This is a genomic window from Acaryochloris marina S15 (genome assembly GCF_018336915.1).
GTDB lineage: Bacteria > Cyanobacteriota > Cyanobacteriia > Thermosynechococcales > Thermosynechococcaceae > Acaryochloris > Acaryochloris marina_A.
This window is the reverse complement of the sequence record NZ_CP064923.1, coordinates 3,242,153-3,261,254: the sequence shown is the minus strand read 5'-3', so window position 1 is coordinate 3,261,254 and position 19,102 is coordinate 3,242,153. Positions and strand designations below refer to the sequence as shown.

Genomic DNA, 19,102 nt, shown 5'->3' with positions numbered 1-19,102 from the left:
GCAATGTCTTTTATAGTTTTTTTTGCTAAAATGCCAAAAGGCTAAAAATTATATCTATTTATACAGTACTGATATAGCATTTATTCCTTATTGAAAATTATAGAAAAGTTGTATGCATAGATTGGTCAATCGGACCTCCATCTTTGTGGATGGAAATAATATGTTTTATGCCCAGCAGAAGAATGGCTGGTTTTTTGATCCCCGTCGAATTCTAAGTTATTTTACTGAACCCACTGATGTTCGCTTAATTAATGCGTTTTGGTATACCGGTTTAAAAGATCCTCAAGACCAAAGAGGGTTTAGGGATGCCCTCATCAGTTTAGGCTATACCGTCCGCACCAAAATCCTGAAAGAATATTACGATGATTCATCCGGTCGCTACTCCCAAAAAGCTAATTTAGATATCGAAATTGTCATCGATATGTTTAATACAGCGGAGCAGTATGACCAGGTTATTCTATTAAGTGGAGATGGTGATTTTGAGCGTGCAATTGAATTATTGCGCTCTAAGAATACCCATATAACCGTTGTGTCGACAGAAGGCATGATTGCCCGGGAACTTCGGAATGCAACGGATCGGTATATTGACCTCAACAAAATTCGCGATCGCGTCGAAAAAATCGAACCCTGATTCTGCTGAACGGCCTTTTGCCAGCAAATTTGAGATTCAGTACTCTAGAATAGGGACATCTAATTTTTAGATAGTGTCTTTTTCTTTTTCTACCTAAACATGGGTACTGGATAAAACCATGATCAAATTTCAACCCCAACAGGTCGATCGCATTCTCATCTTTGATACCACCCTTAGAGACGGTGAACAGTCTCCAGGGGCTACCCTGCATATCGATGAAAAATTGACGATTGCTCGGCAGTTGGCAAGGTTGGGCGTTGACATTATCGAAGCGGGTTTTCCCTTTGCCAGCCCAGGCGATTTTGAGGCGGTTCAGCAGGTGGCTGCAGAGGTCGGCACTGAAAATGGCCCGATTATTTGTGGTCTAGCCAGAGCCACTAAACATGATATTAAAACAGCAGCAGAAGCCCTGAAACCTGCTTTCCATCATCGCATCCATACGTTTATTGCCACGTCAGATATTCATCTGGAATATAAACTCAAGAAAACCCGCCCCGAAGTGTTGGCTATTGCCCAAGAAATGGTGGCTTTGGCTAAATCCTTTACGGACGATGTGGAGTTTTCGCCAGAAGATGCGGTGCGCTCCGATCCCGAGTTTTTATATCAGGTATTGGAAGGTGCGATCGCAGCCGGTGCTACCACCGTCAACATCCCGGATACCGTTGGCTACACAACCCCTCAAGAATTTGGGGCTCTAATTCGCGGAATTAAGGAAAATGTTCCTAACATTGATCAAGCCGTTATTTCCGTTCACGGCCATAATGATTTAGGCTTAGCCGTAGCTAACTTCCTGGAAGCCGTCAAAAATGGAGCTCGCCAGTTAGAATGCACCATCAATGGCATCGGTGAACGGGCCGGGAATGCTGCGCTGGAAGAGTTAGTAATGGCCATGCATGTGCGCCGCCAGTACTACAACCCTTTCCTCGGACGCCCTCCCGAGTCTGAAGCCTCCCTTACCAATATCGATACCCAACAAATTCATAAAACTTCCCGCTTGGTCTCTAATCTGACGGGAATGCTGATTCAACCCAATAAGGCGATTGTGGGAACTAATGCCTTTGCCCATGAATCGGGGATTCACCAAGACGGTGTGCTTAAGCACAAACTCACCTATGAAATTATGGATGCCCAATCCATTGGCCTAGGGGATAACCAAATTGTTTTGGGTAAGCATTCTGGCCGTAATGCCTTCCGTACTCGCCTCCAGGAATTGGGTATGGAGCTATCCGAACAGGATCTGAATAAAGCCTTCATTCGCTTTAAGGAGTTAGCGGATAAAAAGAAAGAAATTTCTGACCGCGATATCGAGGCCATTGTTAAGGATGAAACCCAGTCCCAGGTGGTTGGGGGCTTCCGTCTAGAACTAGTGCAAGTCTCCTGTGGGGATCATGCTTGTCCCACGGCCACCGTAACCATCTGTACACCTGACAATCAAGAGCTGACAGATGCCGCGGTGGGGACTGGCCCTGTGGATGCGGTTTATCAAGCCATTAATCGAGTCGTCAAGGTCCCGAATCGATTAATTGAGTTTTCTGTCCAGTCTGTTACGGCTGGAATTGATGCGATTGGTGAAGTCACCATCCGACTAGAGCAGGATGGCAAGATTTATGCCGGATATTCTGCCAATACAGACATTATTGTGGCATCTGCTCAGGCTTATCTCAATGCGTTGAATCGCTTACATGACTCAACTCACCAGCAAAATAAAACTCAAAATCAGGAAACTGATCTTTTGGTAGAGCAAACGGTCCATGCTTAAGGCAGTGAACCATTGCCATTGTGCAATGGTAGCTCAGCAGATATTGCTGAACTGAAAAGCTGTTCCTATTTAAGTTCATGACCTCTGATCAACCTATCCCTTTTAGTCCTGAGCCTCCTCGATCGTTAGATGCCCTTATGCATGAGCGAGATCAGGCTCAGGCAAGTGCAAAGCGCTGGCGTCGTCTATATGAAGTTGAAGCACAGCAGCGCCAGAAAGAATCGGACGTGGCAGAGCAAACGATCCAAAGCCTAAGAGCTGAAGTTCAGCGTTTGTGTCAGTTTTCAGGCGGCACCCCTATCCTTATGCCCTCACCAGGAGAGTCTAAGGGAAGATCTAGTGGTCATTTGCATAACCAAATGGCTGATTTGATGGCTGAACGGGATCAGCTGTTAAAAGCTTTGGAGCAAGAAAAGCAAAGCCATGACAAGACGAAGCAAAACTTGATTAGTGCCCTGGGTGATGCCCTGGGTGCTCAAAAGCGAAAGTCTCTCGCTTTACCCTCATCCCGAGCAGGGGCAAGGGCAGGGGCTATTATCCTCAAAGATCGAGATGGACGAAAATCTAAGCCTGACTAATGGGCTGATGATACGCCGGTAGAAGTCAGTGATGTAGCTATTGAATAGCAGCGATTTTTCTAAATAAAATCGGGATGAGAGGATTTGAACCTCCGGCCCCTTCGTCCCGAACGAAGTGCGCTACCAAGCTGCGCTACATCCCGTCACAGAGTTTGTATTGAACACTCCTACACCTTAGCCTAGCATTAGGATGGCGTTCCATTCAGACGGGTCAAAAGTTTGTTTAAAGGTGACAACTGGCAAGAGATTATATATAATCACCACTGTGTGAGGAGCGAACTAAAAAAAGGGCATCAAGACGAAACACGGCCAGTCGTTGATGCCCTTTTTTTGCATTTTGTTGGGTTAATCCGAAGCAACGATGTTAGACTGTATGTTGACTCGGACCCATGCGATTACAACGCCTCAATCTTGTCAGGACCGGAAGGTAGCAGCAATACGGGATGCTTGTGATAGGCGTGGACTCCGGGTCACTTTTGTATTTGGATATAATGGTCTTGAGGGAGACTAAAATCGCCACATTACGTCCAAGATCTTAGATCGGCCCTTTATCTCTGTTCCACAATACGATTGGATTTCTAATAGGCAATGAACGACCTTCCTGATTTTGTCAAAAAGGCCTTTTACCTTGGAGTTGGCGTTGCCTCCTATGCAGGTGAACAGGCGGGTAATAAAGTCGCTGAAATCCAAGAGCGGGCCCAGCAACTGGCTGACGAAATGATTCGTCGCGGTGAGATGAATGCTGATGAGGCGAATCGGTGGCTCAATCAATTTAATGACACCCCTACACAAGTCTCGGTCGAAGAGGTTCCTTATCCCGATCAGCCTCAAACGATTGAACTGGTGACGGGAGATGAAGCTGAACAAACTCCTCCATCTGAATCAGAGGATATTCAAGCGCAAGTTAACGAGCTCGAAGAAGAACTACGTCGTCTTCAAGATTCATAAAGAACGTTCCTTGTAATGTCTAGCTCCAGTAGAGGGACTATTTATGAATGATTTTTCGAAGGATGTACAAGCATTTCTACAGCAAGTTTTCCTTCAATCTGAACAGCTTATTGATGCTTCCGTAGACATGCTTGATCAAACTCTTATCCAGATTGAGCAAGGGGTAGATGAGTATGTTGAACCCTTAGTGAAAGAGATTGAACAGGGACTAGATGAGCTTCTTGACCCTATCGTTGTGGAGCTTGTCGCATTTGAGCATGAGCTGGAAGAACTGGCCTCGCCTTTAACGCAACGGCTTTATCCTTTATTCGATCAGCAGCCTGCTTGCGTTGGCTGCCGCTATTACCATGGCAAAACCTATGGAGAAGCATTTCTAGTGTGTGGTATGCATCCCTATGGTGCTCCAACGGATTCTTGTCCAGATTGGGAGTCTTGTTAGAGAGCATTCATGGGCTCTGGTATACCTGAGTGCCTCTGGACTTCAATTACGACTTATTTTTAACTCTCAGCATGTGGTAATCCCAGCACTGACTGATCTCCAGAGACCACTGAGCCAATCTCGTAGGCAGAAATTTGATGTTCACCAAACCAGTTTAAGGTTGCCTGGGTTTGTTCAGGAGCAACGACCAACATAAATCCGATACCCATATTGAAGGTATCAAACATATTGGCTTGGCTAACCTTGCCAGCCGCTGCTAGCCATTCAAAAATAGGTGGGATTGGCCATTGTCCGACGCTGAGCTGTAGGGATTGATCCTGCTGTAAGCATCGAGGTCCATTTTCAGGTAATCCGCCCCCAGTAATATGGGCCATGGCGTGAATGTCTAGGCCAGAGCAAAGAGCAGACAAAACGGGCTTGACGTAAATTTGAGTCGGAGTGAGAAGGGTTTCCCCTAGGCTCATTCCTCCTAGTCTTTCAGGACAGTCTTGCCAGTCCCATCCAGGTTCTGAACGATGGGGATTAATGCCTTCCGCAACGATCTTTCTAACTAGACTAAAGCCATTACTGTGAACACCCTGACTAGCTAAACCGATCACAGTATCTCCCATGTGGATGTTGGTGCCATTCAGGAGTTTCTGTTTGTCGACGATTCCAACACAAAAGCCTGCTAAGTCATATTCACTGGGCTGATAAAACCCAGGCATTTCTGCTGTCTCTCCCCCTAAAAGAGCACATCCAGACATCTTGCAGCCTTGGGCGATCCCGGCAATAACTTGCTTGAGCTGTTCAGGTTGAAGTTGGCTAGTGGCGAGATAATCCAGGAAAAATAAAGGCTCTGCCCCGCAGGTCAGCACATCATTGACACACATGGCGACTAGATCGATGCCGACGGTGTGATGTTGATTGAGCGCTTGGGCTAATTTCAGCTTAGTGCCGACGCCATCAGTCCCTGAGACCAAAATGGGTTCTTGATAGCCAGTCGGTAATTGAAATAGGCCATTGAACCCCCCTAGATTGCCTAGGACTTCCGGGCGAGCAGTGTCAGCTACCATCTGCTTGATATCACTGACAAAGGTCCGCCCTGCCTGTATGTTCACACCAGCTTCACGATAATCCATGCCCAAACCTTTCCGATTCCTAAGAGCAGCATGTCATGATGACAGATTATGATCCTTCAAAGCAATACATTGTCAGGATCAAATCGAACTAGCTATAGCTAATGGTCAAAGTAATGCCAGTGAAAATAGCCTACTAGGAATGGTATCTACCTCTTAGTTCTTGCGGCCATCTACTATTAATAAATTTACCAAAACTGATCGATAAAAATCACCTATGAATGCTCTGGTTTCTGTCGCTATAAAATCTGATTGAAAGCTCTACTAGCTATATATATAGCAGGATCTAGCTTTGTGGATGATGAGAATATGTCTAGAAGTTTTAATGATGTTTGTAACTGCTGATATTATTCCTGTGCTAAAAATAGCAATTAAAATAGATGGCTTTAATTGACTAAAGTATTTGAATATTCAAACAACAAAAAAGTACTGATAGTTTTTACTAATCAATTATCTTGAGTTCCTGACCGCCTGAAGATATGAATTTTTCTTGCTTTCAGCGTTTTAAGCATCAGTGAATGCCAATGAGATGATGTTCGCAATATACGAGTTTAGGTATTTGTCTCAGCAAGATCCCTGATTTCAGCGACCTAGCGTTCGTGATAGGGTAATTAAGTTCTGTAAAGGAAGATTGAATCCTGTAAAGGTAACTAGAGTCTCCTCCGTATTTTGTGTTATGGGTGACTGCTTTCAATCTTGTCCTTCTATACTCTCCAGGCAAGAACATTCATGAGAAACAAACTGGTTTTAACTGGCCTAGCGGCTGCACTCACGGTATCTGTTGTGAGCGCACTAAGCACGAGTGAGGCCAACCAAACCCTAGAAGTAGAGAAGTCTATTCCAGAGACAGTTCGTGAGCAAGAGGCATCAACAGACTCTCCGAATGAGGTCGATGCTTCTGAAAAAGCTCAAGATGCTGATGCGGTCAAAGTTGGAGACAGCCAACCTAATGAAGCCGTTAGTGACCAGCCTGCGATCGCAAAAATTCACGCCTATGAAAAGGCCGGTCGTTCTGCCGCTACTTTATACGTGCGCAACATTCCCGTCGTTACATTTCTCGGGACGGAAAAGTCTGCTCAAACTGAGAAAGTAGCTATAGCCAAATCAGAAACATCTCAACCCGAGGCAAATCAGCAAAATCCAGTCTGGCGAGCCACAACCGTTGCAGCCAAGATTAATCAGTTGGAGCGAGATGGGGTTGATGCCAATAACATTAAGGTCATTTGGGATAAAGTGCGCGAGAGCTATGTGATTAAGACAGGAGATGCTCACATCCTGGAAATGAGCGAGCTAACTGTCCTTCCCAAAACCACCAAAGATATGGGAGATGATGCACTCAAGATTACGAATCTGCTGCGTCGTCAAATGGGCAGTACGGTGGCATTAAAGGATATTCCCGGTCGTCCTAAGCCTCCTGCGCCTGCAATTGCCGCAGCACCTGTTCGGTATCAGGTGAGTGGTGAAGCTTCTTGGTATGGACCAGGCTTTCATGGTAACTACACCGCAAATGGTGAAGTTTATAATCAGAATGCGTTGACCGCAGCTCATAAAACCTTGCCCTTTGGGACCCGAGTTAGAGTAACCAATCTGTATAACGGACGTTCTGTGGTTGTGCGAATCAATGATCGTGGACCTTTTATTCCTGGGCGAATCATTGATTTATCCCAAGGTGCTGCTCAACTGATCGGTGTTACTAGTAGTGGCGTAGCTCCTGTACAGATGGATATTCTGCAATAGCCACGAATGAGCTTTCTAGATAAAAAAAGACAGCCTCTTATTAGAGGCAGTCTTTTTTTATCTAATTCCTAGAAAATCAGGATGAGACGATTTTCTAACTTCGCTGATAGTAGAAATAGGTCAGCATTGGAATGGCTGTCGCCAAGAGCAATAGGACAACGACTAATACTGCTGAGTTGGTGTCATTGGTCTCTTCAGCAGTGCGGAAATTACTTTCAGAAAAAGCGGTGACTTCAACTTCAGGTGGACCGGGATCTGCTTGTCCGGTGATCACAGCTGAGAATCGATCCCCAGCTCCGATAAAGGCCTCGTTATAGTTGCCTTTACGAATCGGAATAAGCAGATTATCAAAGGCAATACTTTGAGCTATTTCTTCGGAAAGCACTTTCTGAGCTTCTTGGCCCACTAGAATAGCAGGGGCATTGGTGCGAGCATCATAAACCAACAAGACTTGGTTGGCTTGATCTTCTGCTGTAGGAAACCACTGTTCAAATAAGGTGTTCGCAAAACTGTCTGCTGTTTCACCATAATTCAGACCTCGAATGGTAATCACCCGAACGTCTGTCCCGGTCTGCCGGGATATTTGTTTAAGGGTTTTATTGACCGAACGCTCGGTAACGACGCTGAGTAGTTCTGCTTTATCGGCTAACCACGTCGACTGACTCACGGAAAGATTGGGGATATCCTCAACAACGGTTGCCAACGCTGGGGGAGACCAAAGCGGTAATCCGACCAGAAGGGTGAGCAGGCCAACAATCAACCACCGCTGTAGTTGTTCCTTCCAATCCCATAATTTGTTGAGTTGAACTTTCATCCTAGATAACCTTCAATCAATGTATTTCAATGAGCCACTGTGTATGCAGCAGTGTATGCAAGCAATTCACTCTATTCATACTATTGATCCGTTGCCTTGGGATCAACAATTGTAATGAAGCTGATAAGAGTTGCTTAAGTCTTTGATTGATTAAAGTTGAATCGAGGGTGAAACCGCCTAAGTACTGTGGCAGCTATTGCTTAAGAGGGACTGGATATCAAAATCTGCTCAAGGATTAAGTCCGTGGCTGCAGCAATGTCGTCCAATATGTAGTTAGGACTATAGGCAGAAAGTTGAGTTTGATCTCTAATGCCAGACAAAACTGCGATCGCAGGTAGGTTTTGGGACTGGGCTGCAATGATGTCCGCTTCCGTATCACCCAACATCCAAGTTTGATCTGGGAGTAATTCCTGCATTGCCTTTTGCATCAGCAGGGTTTTATCTTCAATATCTTGGGTTTTTATATAGTCATTGGCCAGACAATACCGCTGCTCAGGCCGGAAGAACCTGTCTAGACCATAATTCGACAGAGCAAAATCTAATTCTCGAGTTCGTCTCATGGTCATCACCACAAGTTCTACTCCCGTAGACTGGAGTTTTTGCAGCGCAGCTCGGGCACAGGGAATGATCAGATCATGCTGAAAATAGGGCATCGTATGAACAGTGATTCGGCGTAACTGGGCAAAGTCCTGGGCCTGTGAATCATCGAGCCCTGAATTGACGCCAATTTGGGTTTCTGGGATTCTTGAACGTTTGAGAGACCAGAATTCCGGCTTAGTGAGAGGGGTTATGGTTTGCCCTGGCCTAGCAATAGTGGTTAGACAATATTGATAAACCAGATAATACCGTTCAGATACATCAACGATTGGACCATCAAAGTCTGTAATTAATCGAGGCATCGAACCATCTTTTTCAAGTCATTGCGGAACAATGCAGATACTTTATTTGAGAAAGGTATATTTTAAGTATTGTAACGTGTTATCACTAGTCCTTGAATTCTATTAGGGATGCTAATACTGACCTTCTATCGCTTTCAGATGCAGCATGGATAATGATTTAAGCCTCATAGATACTCCGGATGAACAGCTGAGTCCAGACATTACTCCTGAAGAGCTGGCCGCTGTCACTCTAGAAACAAAAAAATTAGAAAAACGACATCGGCAAATCCAAGCTCAGATTTCTTTGCCCTTTTCACCTGAGCAGATCTGGGATGTCCTCATTGACTATGAAGCCCTAGCAGATTTTATTCCCAACCTGGCTAAAAGTGAGCGTTTACCCCATCCAGAAAGTATTCGCATTGAACAAATCGGTGTTAAAAATGCGTTATTTCTAAAATTCTCGGCCCGGGTTGTGCTCGATATGGTGGAAGACTTTCCCCATGCCATTCGATTTGAGATGGTTGAAGGTGACTTTAATGCCTTTGCAGGCTCTTGGGAAATGATAGTGGCTGAAGATCAGCCAGGCACAACCTTAGCCTATACCTTGCAGGTCTGCCCAACGCGCTTAATTCCGGTGAAAGCAATAGAACTGCAGCTTGGGAAAGACCTACCTCGAAATCTTATAGCGATCCGCCAAAGGTTATACCAAGTTTATGGTGAGTAGCAACTCCCCATCAAGATGACGAATGTTCAAGATGATCTAAATCAATATTTTGGAGATCTTGTTGGAGCTGTCGACGGGATGGGCGACGATAGCGCTTCGTTTCTAACTTGGGCTCATTTTGGACTTTGCCCCGCTTGCCGGATTTGCGTTTCGTTCGGTCTTCAGTAGCTGCCATCATCTGTCGCTTGGCATGTTCCTCTGTCACCTCTGCCAGCAAATTTAAGTAATAAGGATAGCGCTCCCAGTCTCCTCTAACGGCACAGTTGGGTTCATTAATATGCTGGCAATCCTTAAACTGGCATTGGGATTGGGAAAGCCGTTGCCGGATTTCTGGAAAACACCGTCCTAACTGGGCTGGCAGAATGTTGTCTAAGCTGGGTTGGTTAAAACCAGGGGTATCCGCTAAAAAGCCTCCTTTGGAGAGTTCAAATAGCTCGACATGTCGAGTGGTGTGACGACCCTGGCCCCACCGTTCAGAGACACGCCCTACACGCAAGTCGATTTCTGGAATGAAATGATTTATGAGACTGGATTTTCCCACCCCTGATAGTCCTGATGCCACAGTGATGCGTTGCTTGAGAGGACGCTCAAGCGCTTTTAACCCCACCCCTGTTTGGAGACTAATCAAAATAGGATCATACCCCCACTGTTTCATGCGATCGCGCCAAGCTTTTTGCGTGGCATAGGAGGTTAAATCCCGCTTATTGAAGCAAAGCACAATGGGCAGGTGGGTCTGCTCCGCTGTGACCAAAAATCGGGTCAATTGTTGGGGGTCTAATTTGGGCTCCGTCAAGGCAAACATCAATAGGATTTGATTGACATTAGCAATGGGCGGACGAGAAAGTTGGGATTGACGGGGGAGAATACTTGCGATCGCACCCCGTTGCCCTAGCCAATCCGGTTCTTCTACAACCACTTGATCCCCGACCATCACCTGTTGGCCTAGCTTTTTGAGGCGAGAGCGGCGAGTGCAGAGTAACTGATCAGAGGGATGATTTTGTGCTTCTTGCAGCTGTACCTGATAAAAGTTGGCCTGAACAGCTAACACTGTTCCCGTTAACGGAGTATCGGTCTGCTTATTCATACATCAGCTGATCTGACTTGCAAAGCGTAAAAACCTGAACAGTCTTGTAATTGTTCAATTTCATAACCAGCCATTTTGAGGCTATCGGGTACTTGCTCAATGGGTTCGCCAGGATCTAACCAGACTTCTAACAATGATCCAGGTGCCATTTTTTGCAGATGTAGCTTGGTGCGAACAAAATTGAGGGGGCAAGGTGTCCCCCTTAAATCGATCTGATCATCTGATGTTGGTAAACGCGGCGGACAGGGTTCCGTCATCGGCCAAAAATGCCCCCTAGGAAACTTTCGATTCCGCCTTTGCCTGTTTGCTCAGCTCGAATACTAGCGAGCTGAACCAACAACTCACGTTCTTCTGGGGAGATACGGTTAGGGATATCGATAATAATCGTGATTAAATGATCTCCCCGACTGACTGGATTACCTAAACGGGGGACACCATGATTCTCTAGCGTTAACACAGTGCCGGGTTGCGTTCCTGCAGGAATGGTAATGTCTTCTTCCCCATCTACCGTTGTTAGGGGCAATTGGGCTCCCAAAATAGCTTGCAAATAACTGATCTTGAATTCTGAAAGGACATTAGTGCCATCCCTTCGAAATTCTGAATCTTCTTGGACAAATAGATAGACATATAAATCGCCTGGTGGGCCACCTTTTTGGCCTGCATCTCCCTCATTGGAAACGCGCAATCGGGTTCCCGTATCTACGCCGGCTGGAATTTTGATTTGTAATTTCTTACTGACTTGATTTTGCCCTCGTCCACCGCAACTATCACATTTCTCCGAAACAGTTTGTCCTTGGCCATTACAAGCTGGACAAACAGACACTTGGGTAAAGTTTCCTAGAGGCGTGCGGGTCATGCGTCGAACCTGACCTGCCCCCTGGCAAGTGCCGCAGGTTTGAGGGCGAGTACCAGGTTTTGCACCACTACCTTCGCAAGTTTTACAGCTTTCTAGATGAGAAATGCGAATTTGCTGTTCTCCTCCAAATACTGCTTCTCTAAACTTCAGTTTGAGATCAAACCTCAGATCCTCACCACGTGCTGGACCTGAGCGACGTCTGCCTGATTGTGGACTCCCTCCAAAACCATTAAAAAAGGTTTCAAAGATATCTGCAAATCCACCGAAGTCGCCAAAGTCTTGATAGCCTGCCCCAGCTGCAGAGCTAACACCTGCTTCGCCAAACTGGTCATACCGTCCCCGCATTTGTGGATCGGATAAAGTTTCGTAGGCTTTGTTGATTTCCTTAAAAGTCTCTTCGGCCCCTGATTCTTTATTGACATCAGGATGATACTTACGAGCTAAACGTCGATAGGAACGTTTGAGCTCATCGGGGTCGGCGCTGCGGGAAACACCTAGAATGTCGTAGTAGTCGCGGGCCATATATGGTTCTTACTTAGGTCACTAATTAAGCTGGCAACGCACCTAACTCCTAATCTACGGCTTCATAGTCAGTGATAACCGTATCATCGAAGTCTCCAACAATGGTGGAGTCATCATCCAGTGGTTCTGAAGGCTCTGAACCTGGATCAGGAGTTACTACAGTGCTAGGTTGACTATTATAAACGTCACTCGGATTATAAACATCATTAGGCGATGGCGAGTTTGTTGCCGATTGTTGATAAACTTCAGCCCCAATATCTAAGAGTACCTGCTGAAGCGTATCTATGCGAAGCTTCAAGGTTTCTGCTGTGACATCAGGTTGGTCTGCTAAAACCTTAAGTTCAGCGGCTGCCTGTTCGGCCCGTTGCTTGAGTTCTGGAGAAACTGTACTCGCGTTGTCCTTTAAAGTAGCACTACAGCTGTAGAGCATGCTATCAATCTGATTTTTTTGGTGTGCGACTTCTTTCAATTGCTGATCTTGATCAGCATATATTTGGGCTTCTTGGCGCATTCTCTCAACTTCTAAGCTGCTTAAACCACCTGTATTAGAGATACGAATACTTTGTTCACGCCCTGTTCCTTTATCTTGGGCAGAAACATTGAGAATTCCATTAGCATCAATATCAAAAGTGACTTCAATTTGAGGTACACCCCTCGGTGCCGGAGGTATGCCGGTTAATTCAAAGCGGCCGAGACACTTGTTATCTTTCACCATCGCTCGCTCGCCCTGATAAACCTGGATTTCTACACAGGTTTGCCCATCTGTTGCGGTTGAAAAGCTTTGAGAACGACTAGTAGGTAAGGTTGTATTACGGTCAATGATTTTGGTGAATACCCCCCCCAACGTTTCAATGCCCATCGACAGAGGGGATACGTCCAGTAGCAATAGATCCTTAACTTCTCCTCCCAATACGCCAGCTTGAATGGCTGCACCCAGGGCAATCGATTCATCAGGATTTACAGAACGATCAGGACTTTGACCGCCAAAGTATTGTTTGACTGTTTCTTGGACTGCAGGAATTCGGGTTGAGCCTCCTACCAAAATGATGCGCTCGATGTCTTCAGCTTGTAAGCCTGAATCCTTAAGTGCCCGTTCAACAGGTTCCATCGTTCCTGTTACCAGTTCAGCGGCTAACTCTTCAAATTTAGCTCGGGTTAAATCCATCTCCAAATGCTTGGGACCCGTTTCATCAGCCGTAATGAATGGCAAGTTAATGGAGGTCGTGATCGTGCTGGATAGCTCAATTTTGGCTTTTTCCGCTGCTTCCCGTAATCGCTGCAGCGCCATTTTGTCTTTTGATAGATCAATAGATTCAGTTTGGTGAAAACTTTCTAACATCCATCTCAAAATAGATTCGTCAAAGTCATCCCCACCGAGGTGATTGTTGCCAGCAGTGGCCTTGACCTCAAATACGCCATCCCCTAGCTGTAATATGGAGACATCGAAGGTGCCACCACCTAAGTCAAAGACTAGAATTTTATGGTCTTCTTCTTGCTTTTCCAGACCGTAAGATAAAGAAGCTGCAGTAGGTTCGTTGATGATCCGTAGAACTTCTAATCCAGCGATGGTTCCTGCATCCTTTGTGGCTTGGCGCTGGGCATCACTGAAATAAGCAGGAACTGTGATTACAGCTTGAGATACTGCCTCTCCCAAGTAAGCTTCAGCATCTTGCTTCAGCTTCTGTAAAACCATTGCTGAAATTTCTTGAGGTGTATAGTTTTTCCCTCGAATCTGAACATCAACAGTTTCATCTTTGCCAGGAACGGAGGTATAAGCTACACGAGATCTTTCCGTTTCCGTTTCCTGCCATCTGCGACCGATGAAACGTTTAATACTGAAAATGGTGTTTTCAGCATTGGTGACTGCTTGTCGTTTGGCAAGTTGGCCAACTAGGCGGTCCCCAGATTTAGCAAAACCAACAATACTAGGGGTCGTTCTCCCACCCTCAGTATTAGGGATAACGACAGGTTTCCCCCCTTCAAGAACAGCAACACAGCTATTCGTTGTTCCTAGATCAATACCAATGACCTTACCCATAACTTTTTCGCAGCAAACAGCAATTATGCTTGATTAAATGTATTGAGCTTTCTAAAATGCTCCTCATACTGTAGGGTGCCTCATCTGCCCATGAATTTAATCAACCTTCTGCAAATTAACCTAAAAAATAGGTGTGAAGGGAACGAATTAGACCCTGGCAAAGTTATTCAGAGACAGCGTTTTCAGCTTCCTCAGCAACCTCTTCCTCAGTAACGGCTTCAGGCTCTTCTTGTTCTAAAGGAGCAGCAACTTTTACCATTGCATGTCGTAAAACCTGTTCACCTAACAAATACCCGCTGACTAATTCTTCAACAACCATACCTTCCTCGAACTCGTTAGTGGGTTCGCGCATTACTGCTTCATGGAGGTTGGGGTCAAAGGGTTGTCCTTTAGATCGCATCGGTCCTACCCCAATGCGCTTAAGACAATCCACTAACTGTTTGTAGACTCCTTGGTAACTGTTGTGAATATTTTCTTCTTGATCGGTTTGAGGGTTGATATGAGATCTGGCCCGATCAAAGCTATCAATAACGGGAAGTAGCTCACTGAGAGTATCTCGTTTTACCCGTTGTTCTAAATCTGTTTTCTCACGTGCTGTACGTCTGCGAACGTTCTCGAAATCCGCTGCGATTCTTACATATTGACTAGTGCGTTCGTCTAATTGACTCTTCAAAGCTTCAACTTCTGTGGCTAACTGGGACAGTGCCTCTGACGAGTCTGCTTGTTCAGATATTGGCAATTCTTCTGGTGATGCGGTCGAACTATTGGTCTCATTGTCAGGCGAGGCAGATGAAACAAGTTCTTCTAAAGTATCTATGGACAACTCTTCAGAATCGTCTACCACTAATTCTTCGTACTCTGAGTTTGAATCATCCTGATGAAGCGAAGATTCATCCGAATAACTTACATCGTTAGCCTCAGTATTCTCGTGCTGCTTCGCGTCTTCGCTCATGATGTTCCTATTTTCTTTACTTCCATCAACAAACAGTTTGTTTCGCAGTTCTACAACCTTAATGTGTTGTGTGCTTTAACGAACATGTTTCAGTGTAATTAATCGTATGGTATCTCAGACCTGCTCATATATGAGAGCATTAAAGCTTCCCAAAGTCTGGGAGTCTTCTACTGCTGCTGATTCAAGCTTGAATATAAGTAGCCTGACTCTCAGTTGTCTCCACAACTTGATTTTATATTGCTATGCCAATCTTAAGTAGAGATTTGGAGCAAAAATTTATCATATATCGAGAATTTGAACTATCTAAACTTAATAAGGCCAATAATGGCACCCAATGATAAATAACGGCTGAGAACATTAACGTTGAGGATGTTTTGATCCTAGATATACTCTAGCAATTTTCCCCAAAATTCCCCTTATATCAGATATTCACAGTCTGGCTAACTTGAACGCTGAAATTGCTGATGTCAAGAGGGGTAGAATTCTTGGTGCCCGAGAAGATTGTAAAAACCTCAAAAAATGTGGGCATGCTGAGAACAGCCTCGCCATTGCCTCGACTTGGCAAGGAAGTCTATTTTCAAGCTACATATCCACGGTTAGGTCTTTCGCTTTCATCGCTATGGTTAACTCTTCCTCACAGCGGCGTGCTCTAGTTACTCGGCACAATTTTTCCCCTTTTGGCAATAAGCTGATTTCAACAGGTTATGTTGACCAAGACCAAATGCGGGAAGCGACCTTAGAAAGTCGACGCTCCGGACGTTCTCTTGTCGAAATTCTTCAGGGACTTACTGGACAGTCTTTACCACCAGAACTCCTACGCCAATATAAACGACAACAACTTTTTGAACTAAAGATCCTTTATGGCATCGACTCCTTAGATCTTGAGTTAAGCCAAATTCCGACGGATCAAATCGAAGAATTGATCCAGAATTATATTTCTCTTGACTTATGTCGACGCTATCAGTTGGTCCCCCTAACCCTTGATCAAGAAACGGACCCGGCAACGTTGCTGGTTGCAATGGTTGATCCAGATAATTTAGGTGCTCTGGACGATCTAGGACGAATTCTAAGGGAGAAAAATCTGACCTTGCAACGCATGGTGATTGCGGTTGAAGACTATCAGCAACTCATCAGTAAGTATCTCGATCAGCAAGCTGCTCAGCAAAAAGCTAATGAAAAACCGATTGAGTTTGATTTAGACGATGACTTAGATGCGATCGCAGGTCTAGACGATCTCCCTACTGATGAACTTGAGACTGACCTCGGGGCAGCCCTGCAAGATGCGGAAACGGCTCCCATTATTGGTTTAGTTAACAAAATTCTGGCTAAAGCCTTGCAGAGCGGTGTATCTGATATTCATATTGAACCGCAAGAAGATCACCTTCGTGTTCGATTCCGTAAAGATGGTGTGCTCCAACAGGCCTTCGATCCGCTGCCCAGGAAGATTATTCCTGCTGTTATATCCCGTTTCAAAATCATTTCAGAGTTAGATATTGCTGAGCGTCGCCTTCCTCAAGATGGTCGCATCCGGCGACTTTTTCAGGGACGCAAGATTGACTTTCGGGTTAATACCTTACCGAGCCGATATGGAGAGAAGATTGTACTTCGTATTCTGGATAACTCCTCGACTCAACTGGGATTAGACAAACTTGTTGCAGACGAAGATAGTTTAAACATCGTTAGAGAGATGGTCAGTAGACCTTTTGGCCTGATTTTGGTAACAGGACCTACTGGTTCTGGTAAAACCACCACTCTCTATTCTGCCTTAGCTGAATGTAATCACCCAGGTGTCAACATCAGTACCGCGGAGGACCCAATTGAATATACCCTCCCAGGCCTGACCCAAGTCCAGGTGATTCGAGAAAAAGGCATGGACTTTGCCTCAATTTTGAGAGCTTTTCTAAGGCAAGATCCAGATGTCATTCTAGTAGGTGAGACCCGAGATAAAGAAACCGCTAAAACAGCCATTGAAGCAGCGCTAACAGGACACCTTGTGTTAACGACTCTGCATACGAATGATGCTGCTAGTGCTGTTGCTCGCCTTGCAGAAATGGAAGTCGAGCCATTCATGGTTTCGGCGTCCTTATTGGGGGTTGTTGCCCAGCGTTTGGTACGGCGAGTATGTTCAGACTGTAAAGTTCCCTATCAACCTTCACCCTCTGAGCTAGGTCGATTTGGGCTATCTGCTTCTCCAGGAACAGAGATCACCTTCTACAAAGCTAATTCGTTATCAGCTGATGAACTTCAAACAGCTCAAGCTACAGGACAAACAGTTTGTTCAAAATGTAACGGTATTGGGTATAAAGGGCGTTGTGGTGTTTACGAAGTTATGCAAATCACTGAAACCCTGCAAACATTGATTACTGAAGGGGCACCTACTGAGCGGATTAAAGAGGTGGCAGTTGAAGAAGGGATGAAAACCCTTCTAGCTTATAGCCTAGAACTAGTTAAGAAAGGGGATACTACCCTCGCTGAAGTTGAACGAGTTACCTTTACCGATAGTGGTCTAGAGGCTGAACTTAAAGCTAAGCGTAAAACATCTCTAACGGGCGTAAGCAAAGGATCGGGGATGCATGGCTCAAAGAAAAACGGGTCAAGGACAATAGATCCTGTACCCGAACCAAAAACTATCATGACCCTACCATCGCAATTGCTAACCGTGCTAGCCCATGACGAATTCTAGAACAAACTGAAGCACTCAAAGTATCAACCAGCCTGAGTCAGATGGTTTATATCGTTCTGCAAATGGCTTGTTTCTAGCTCGCTGTCTTCTGGAGGATGAACTCTCAAGGCGCGCGAAAGCAGTATTTGTATGGCCTGTATGTACTACCTGCGGAACCCGCTTACATTCGAAGGATGGGAATCTCGTCAGATGCAGACACTGTAGGCACTATCTCTTGAAAGCGACGGTGGGCCGTTGTCCCAAAGGATGTCCAGGCAGTCTGTTGACTCCCCTGGATCAAGCCATTGGGATTGCCCCTATCAGCACAGCAGCGAAGAACTGGTGCGTCTGGGCTGCTTGTTGAGTCTGTTCATGCCCTATGAACTGGCCAGTTGGATGCTGGGTCAGTGGAGTGGTCTATCCGTGAGTCCATCCAGTTTGTGGAACTGGGTGCAATCCGTGGGTAACAAAGCTCAGCAGGAATTAGAAGCTCAACTCAACGCTCAATCATCAGGGACTCAGGCCCCTTGTGAAGCGATTTCAGAGATGTTATCTGCTCTACCTTTGGCCATTGCCGCCGATGGTGTGATGGTCCCTTTCGCCCCACCCGAACTCACCCAAGGGAAAAATCCAGTGGCGAGAAGTCAAAGTCGCCATCTTAGCTCGCCTGGGAACACGGGTTACCCGAGCTAAAAAGGAGGTCCCCAATTACTGCGTCGAAGACTGGTGGCAGTATTGGGCGATATCGACCAGTTCATCCCTTTACTTCAACTCGAAGCTCACAAACAAGACTTTGAATCTGCTCCAAAAGTCATCTGGCTCAGTGATGGGGGACGAGGCTTCTGGCGAGTCTATCGCACCTTGTTCTCTCATTGTGCTGTGGCAGTCCTCGACTTTTTTCATTCAGCAGGCCATCTGGCACGAGCAACTAAAGCGATGTTTGGAGATGCCCGCTCTGCTCAAGCCCAAGCCTGGTTCCGGCACTGGCGACACCAATTGCGACACGGGCAACACCTACTTGTATTACGGTCCTTGACGATATTGATTCACTCACAACTGTTAACGGGAAAGTCTTTTCAACGTTGCTCCAGGTGCAGGCTTATTTCCAACGCCATCATAACCACATCCGTTATCGGCACTTTGAACAGCAACAGATTCCTCTCGGGTCAGGAATGGTTGAAAGTGCATGCAAGTGGTTGATTCAGCAGCGCTTTAAGGGAGTTGGCATGCGCTGGAGTGAGGATGGTTTCAACCATTTACTGATCTTGAGAATTGCCTGGGTCAATGAACGGTTTGACTCCTTATTCCCAGAGGTGACCATTCCGAAAACTAAGGCATCCCCGATCCGCTAAATACGCCCAG

The 19,102-nt window shown here is 45.7% G+C and carries 16 protein-coding genes, 1 tRNA gene, 1 other RNA gene and 1 pseudogene; 10 read left to right on the top strand and 9 right to left on the bottom strand.

What is annotated here, in order from left to right; all coding sequences use genetic code 11:
- Positions 1-112 precede the first annotated feature (112 nt).
- From I1H34_RS15175 to I1H34_RS15165, 3 genes are all read left to right on the top strand, one after another.
- A complete protein-coding gene (locus tag I1H34_RS15175; RefSeq protein WP_212661883.1) occupies positions 113-631 on the top strand; it encodes a LabA-like NYN domain-containing protein in 519 nt (172 codons plus the stop codon).
- Between the two features lie 118 nt (positions 632-749).
- Positions 750-2,390 (top strand): 2-isopropylmalate synthase, encoded by a 1,641-nt coding sequence (locus I1H34_RS15170; RefSeq protein ID WP_212661882.1) that lies wholly within the window; start codon positions 750-752, stop codon positions 2,388-2,390.
- A 77-nt stretch (positions 2,391-2,467) separates the two neighbouring features.
- Entirely contained in the window at positions 2,468-2,968 is a 501-nt protein-coding gene (locus I1H34_RS15165; protein WP_212661881.1) for a hypothetical protein, read from the top strand.
- A gap of 69 nt (positions 2,969-3,037) precedes the next feature.
- Here the strand turns inward: I1H34_RS15165 and I1H34_RS15160 are convergent.
- A tRNA-Pro gene (locus tag I1H34_RS15160) sits at positions 3,038-3,111 on the bottom strand.
- A gap of 235 nt (positions 3,112-3,346) precedes the next feature.
- Here I1H34_RS15160 and ffs point away from each other — a divergent pair.
- From ffs to I1H34_RS15145, 3 genes are all read left to right on the top strand, one after another.
- Positions 3,347-3,443, top strand: an RNA gene (ffs, locus tag I1H34_RS15155) — signal recognition particle sRNA small type.
- A gap of 113 nt (positions 3,444-3,556) precedes the next feature.
- Positions 3,557-3,916, top strand: coding sequence for a hypothetical protein (locus I1H34_RS15150; protein WP_212661880.1), 360 nt, complete (start codon positions 3,557-3,559; stop codon positions 3,914-3,916).
- 43 nt (positions 3,917-3,959) lie between these two features.
- Positions 3,960-4,355: a hypothetical protein gene (locus I1H34_RS15145; RefSeq protein ID WP_212661879.1), complete on the top strand. Its 396-nt coding sequence runs from the start codon at positions 3,960-3,962 to the stop codon at positions 4,353-4,355.
- Between the two features lie 59 nt (positions 4,356-4,414).
- On the opposite strand, the gene purM is transcribed toward I1H34_RS15145, so the two are convergent.
- On the bottom strand, positions 4,415-5,476 hold the full coding sequence (purM, locus tag I1H34_RS15140) for a phosphoribosylformylglycinamidine cyclo-ligase (protein WP_212661878.1): 1,062 nt from the start codon (positions 5,474-5,476) through the stop codon (positions 4,415-4,417).
- Between the two features lie 726 nt (positions 5,477-6,202).
- On the opposite strand from purM, the gene I1H34_RS15135 reads away from it, so the two are divergent.
- Positions 6,203-7,210 carry a septal ring lytic transglycosylase RlpA family protein gene (locus tag I1H34_RS15135; protein ID WP_212661877.1) on the top strand — a complete coding sequence of 336 codons (1,008 nt, stop codon included), beginning with the start codon at positions 6,203-6,205 and terminating at the stop codon, positions 7,208-7,210.
- 94 nt (positions 7,211-7,304) lie between these two features.
- On the opposite strand, the gene psb32 is transcribed toward I1H34_RS15135, so the two are convergent.
- Both psb32 and I1H34_RS15125 read right to left on the bottom strand, forming a co-directional pair.
- Positions 7,305-8,024 carry a photosystem II repair protein Psb32 gene (gene psb32 / locus I1H34_RS15130; protein WP_212661876.1) on the bottom strand — a complete coding sequence of 240 codons (720 nt, stop codon included), beginning with the start codon at positions 8,022-8,024 and terminating at the stop codon, positions 7,305-7,307.
- A 200-nt stretch (positions 8,025-8,224) separates the two neighbouring features.
- Positions 8,225-8,923, bottom strand: a complete 699-nt coding sequence (locus I1H34_RS15125; protein WP_212661875.1) for an HAD family hydrolase — start codon at positions 8,921-8,923, stop codon at positions 8,225-8,227.
- Positions 8,924-9,068: 145 nt separating this feature from the next.
- Between I1H34_RS15125 and I1H34_RS15120 the strand changes: the two genes are divergently transcribed.
- A complete protein-coding gene (locus tag I1H34_RS15120) occupies positions 9,069-9,626 on the top strand; it encodes an SRPBCC family protein (RefSeq protein ID WP_212661874.1) in 558 nt (185 codons plus the stop codon).
- Between the two features lie 10 nt (positions 9,627-9,636).
- Here the strand turns inward: I1H34_RS15120 and rsgA are convergent, their stop codons facing one another.
- From rsgA to grpE, 5 genes are all read right to left on the bottom strand, one after another.
- Positions 9,637-10,710: a small ribosomal subunit biogenesis GTPase RsgA gene (gene rsgA / locus I1H34_RS15115; RefSeq protein WP_212661873.1), complete on the bottom strand. Its 1,074-nt coding sequence runs from the start codon at positions 10,708-10,710 to the stop codon at positions 9,637-9,639.
- Complete coding sequence (locus tag I1H34_RS15110) at positions 10,707-10,967, bottom strand: sulfurtransferase TusA family protein (protein ID WP_212661872.1); 261 nt, start codon at positions 10,965-10,967, stop codon at positions 10,707-10,709. Before I1H34_RS15110 ends, rsgA begins: the two co-directional genes overlap by 4 nt.
- On the bottom strand, positions 10,964-12,088 hold the full coding sequence (gene dnaJ / locus I1H34_RS15105; protein ID WP_212661871.1) for a molecular chaperone DnaJ: 1,125 nt from the start codon (positions 12,086-12,088) through the stop codon (positions 10,964-10,966). Before dnaJ ends, I1H34_RS15110 begins: the two co-directional genes overlap by 4 nt.
- A gap of 49 nt (positions 12,089-12,137) precedes the next feature.
- Complete coding sequence (gene dnaK / locus I1H34_RS15100; RefSeq protein WP_212661870.1) at positions 12,138-14,126, bottom strand: molecular chaperone DnaK; 1,989 nt, start codon at positions 14,124-14,126, stop codon at positions 12,138-12,140.
- A 163-nt stretch (positions 14,127-14,289) separates the two neighbouring features.
- Complete coding sequence (gene grpE / locus I1H34_RS15095; protein WP_212661869.1) at positions 14,290-15,078, bottom strand: nucleotide exchange factor GrpE; 789 nt, start codon at positions 15,076-15,078, stop codon at positions 14,290-14,292.
- A 619-nt stretch (positions 15,079-15,697) separates the two neighbouring features.
- Between grpE and I1H34_RS15090 the strand changes: the two genes are divergently transcribed.
- Together I1H34_RS15090 and I1H34_RS33110 are read left to right on the top strand one after the other, a co-directional pair.
- The gene (locus I1H34_RS15090; RefSeq protein WP_249369266.1) at positions 15,698-17,761 is read left to right on the top strand and encodes a GspE/PulE family protein; all 2,064 of its coding nucleotides are present in this window, start codon (positions 15,698-15,700) and stop codon (positions 17,759-17,761) included.
- Positions 17,755-19,092: pseudogene (locus tag I1H34_RS33110) on the top strand (ISKra4 family transposase). The gene I1H34_RS15090 and the pseudogene I1H34_RS33110 overlap by 7 nt, the downstream one beginning before the upstream one ends.
- Positions 19,093-19,102 lie beyond the last annotated feature (10 nt).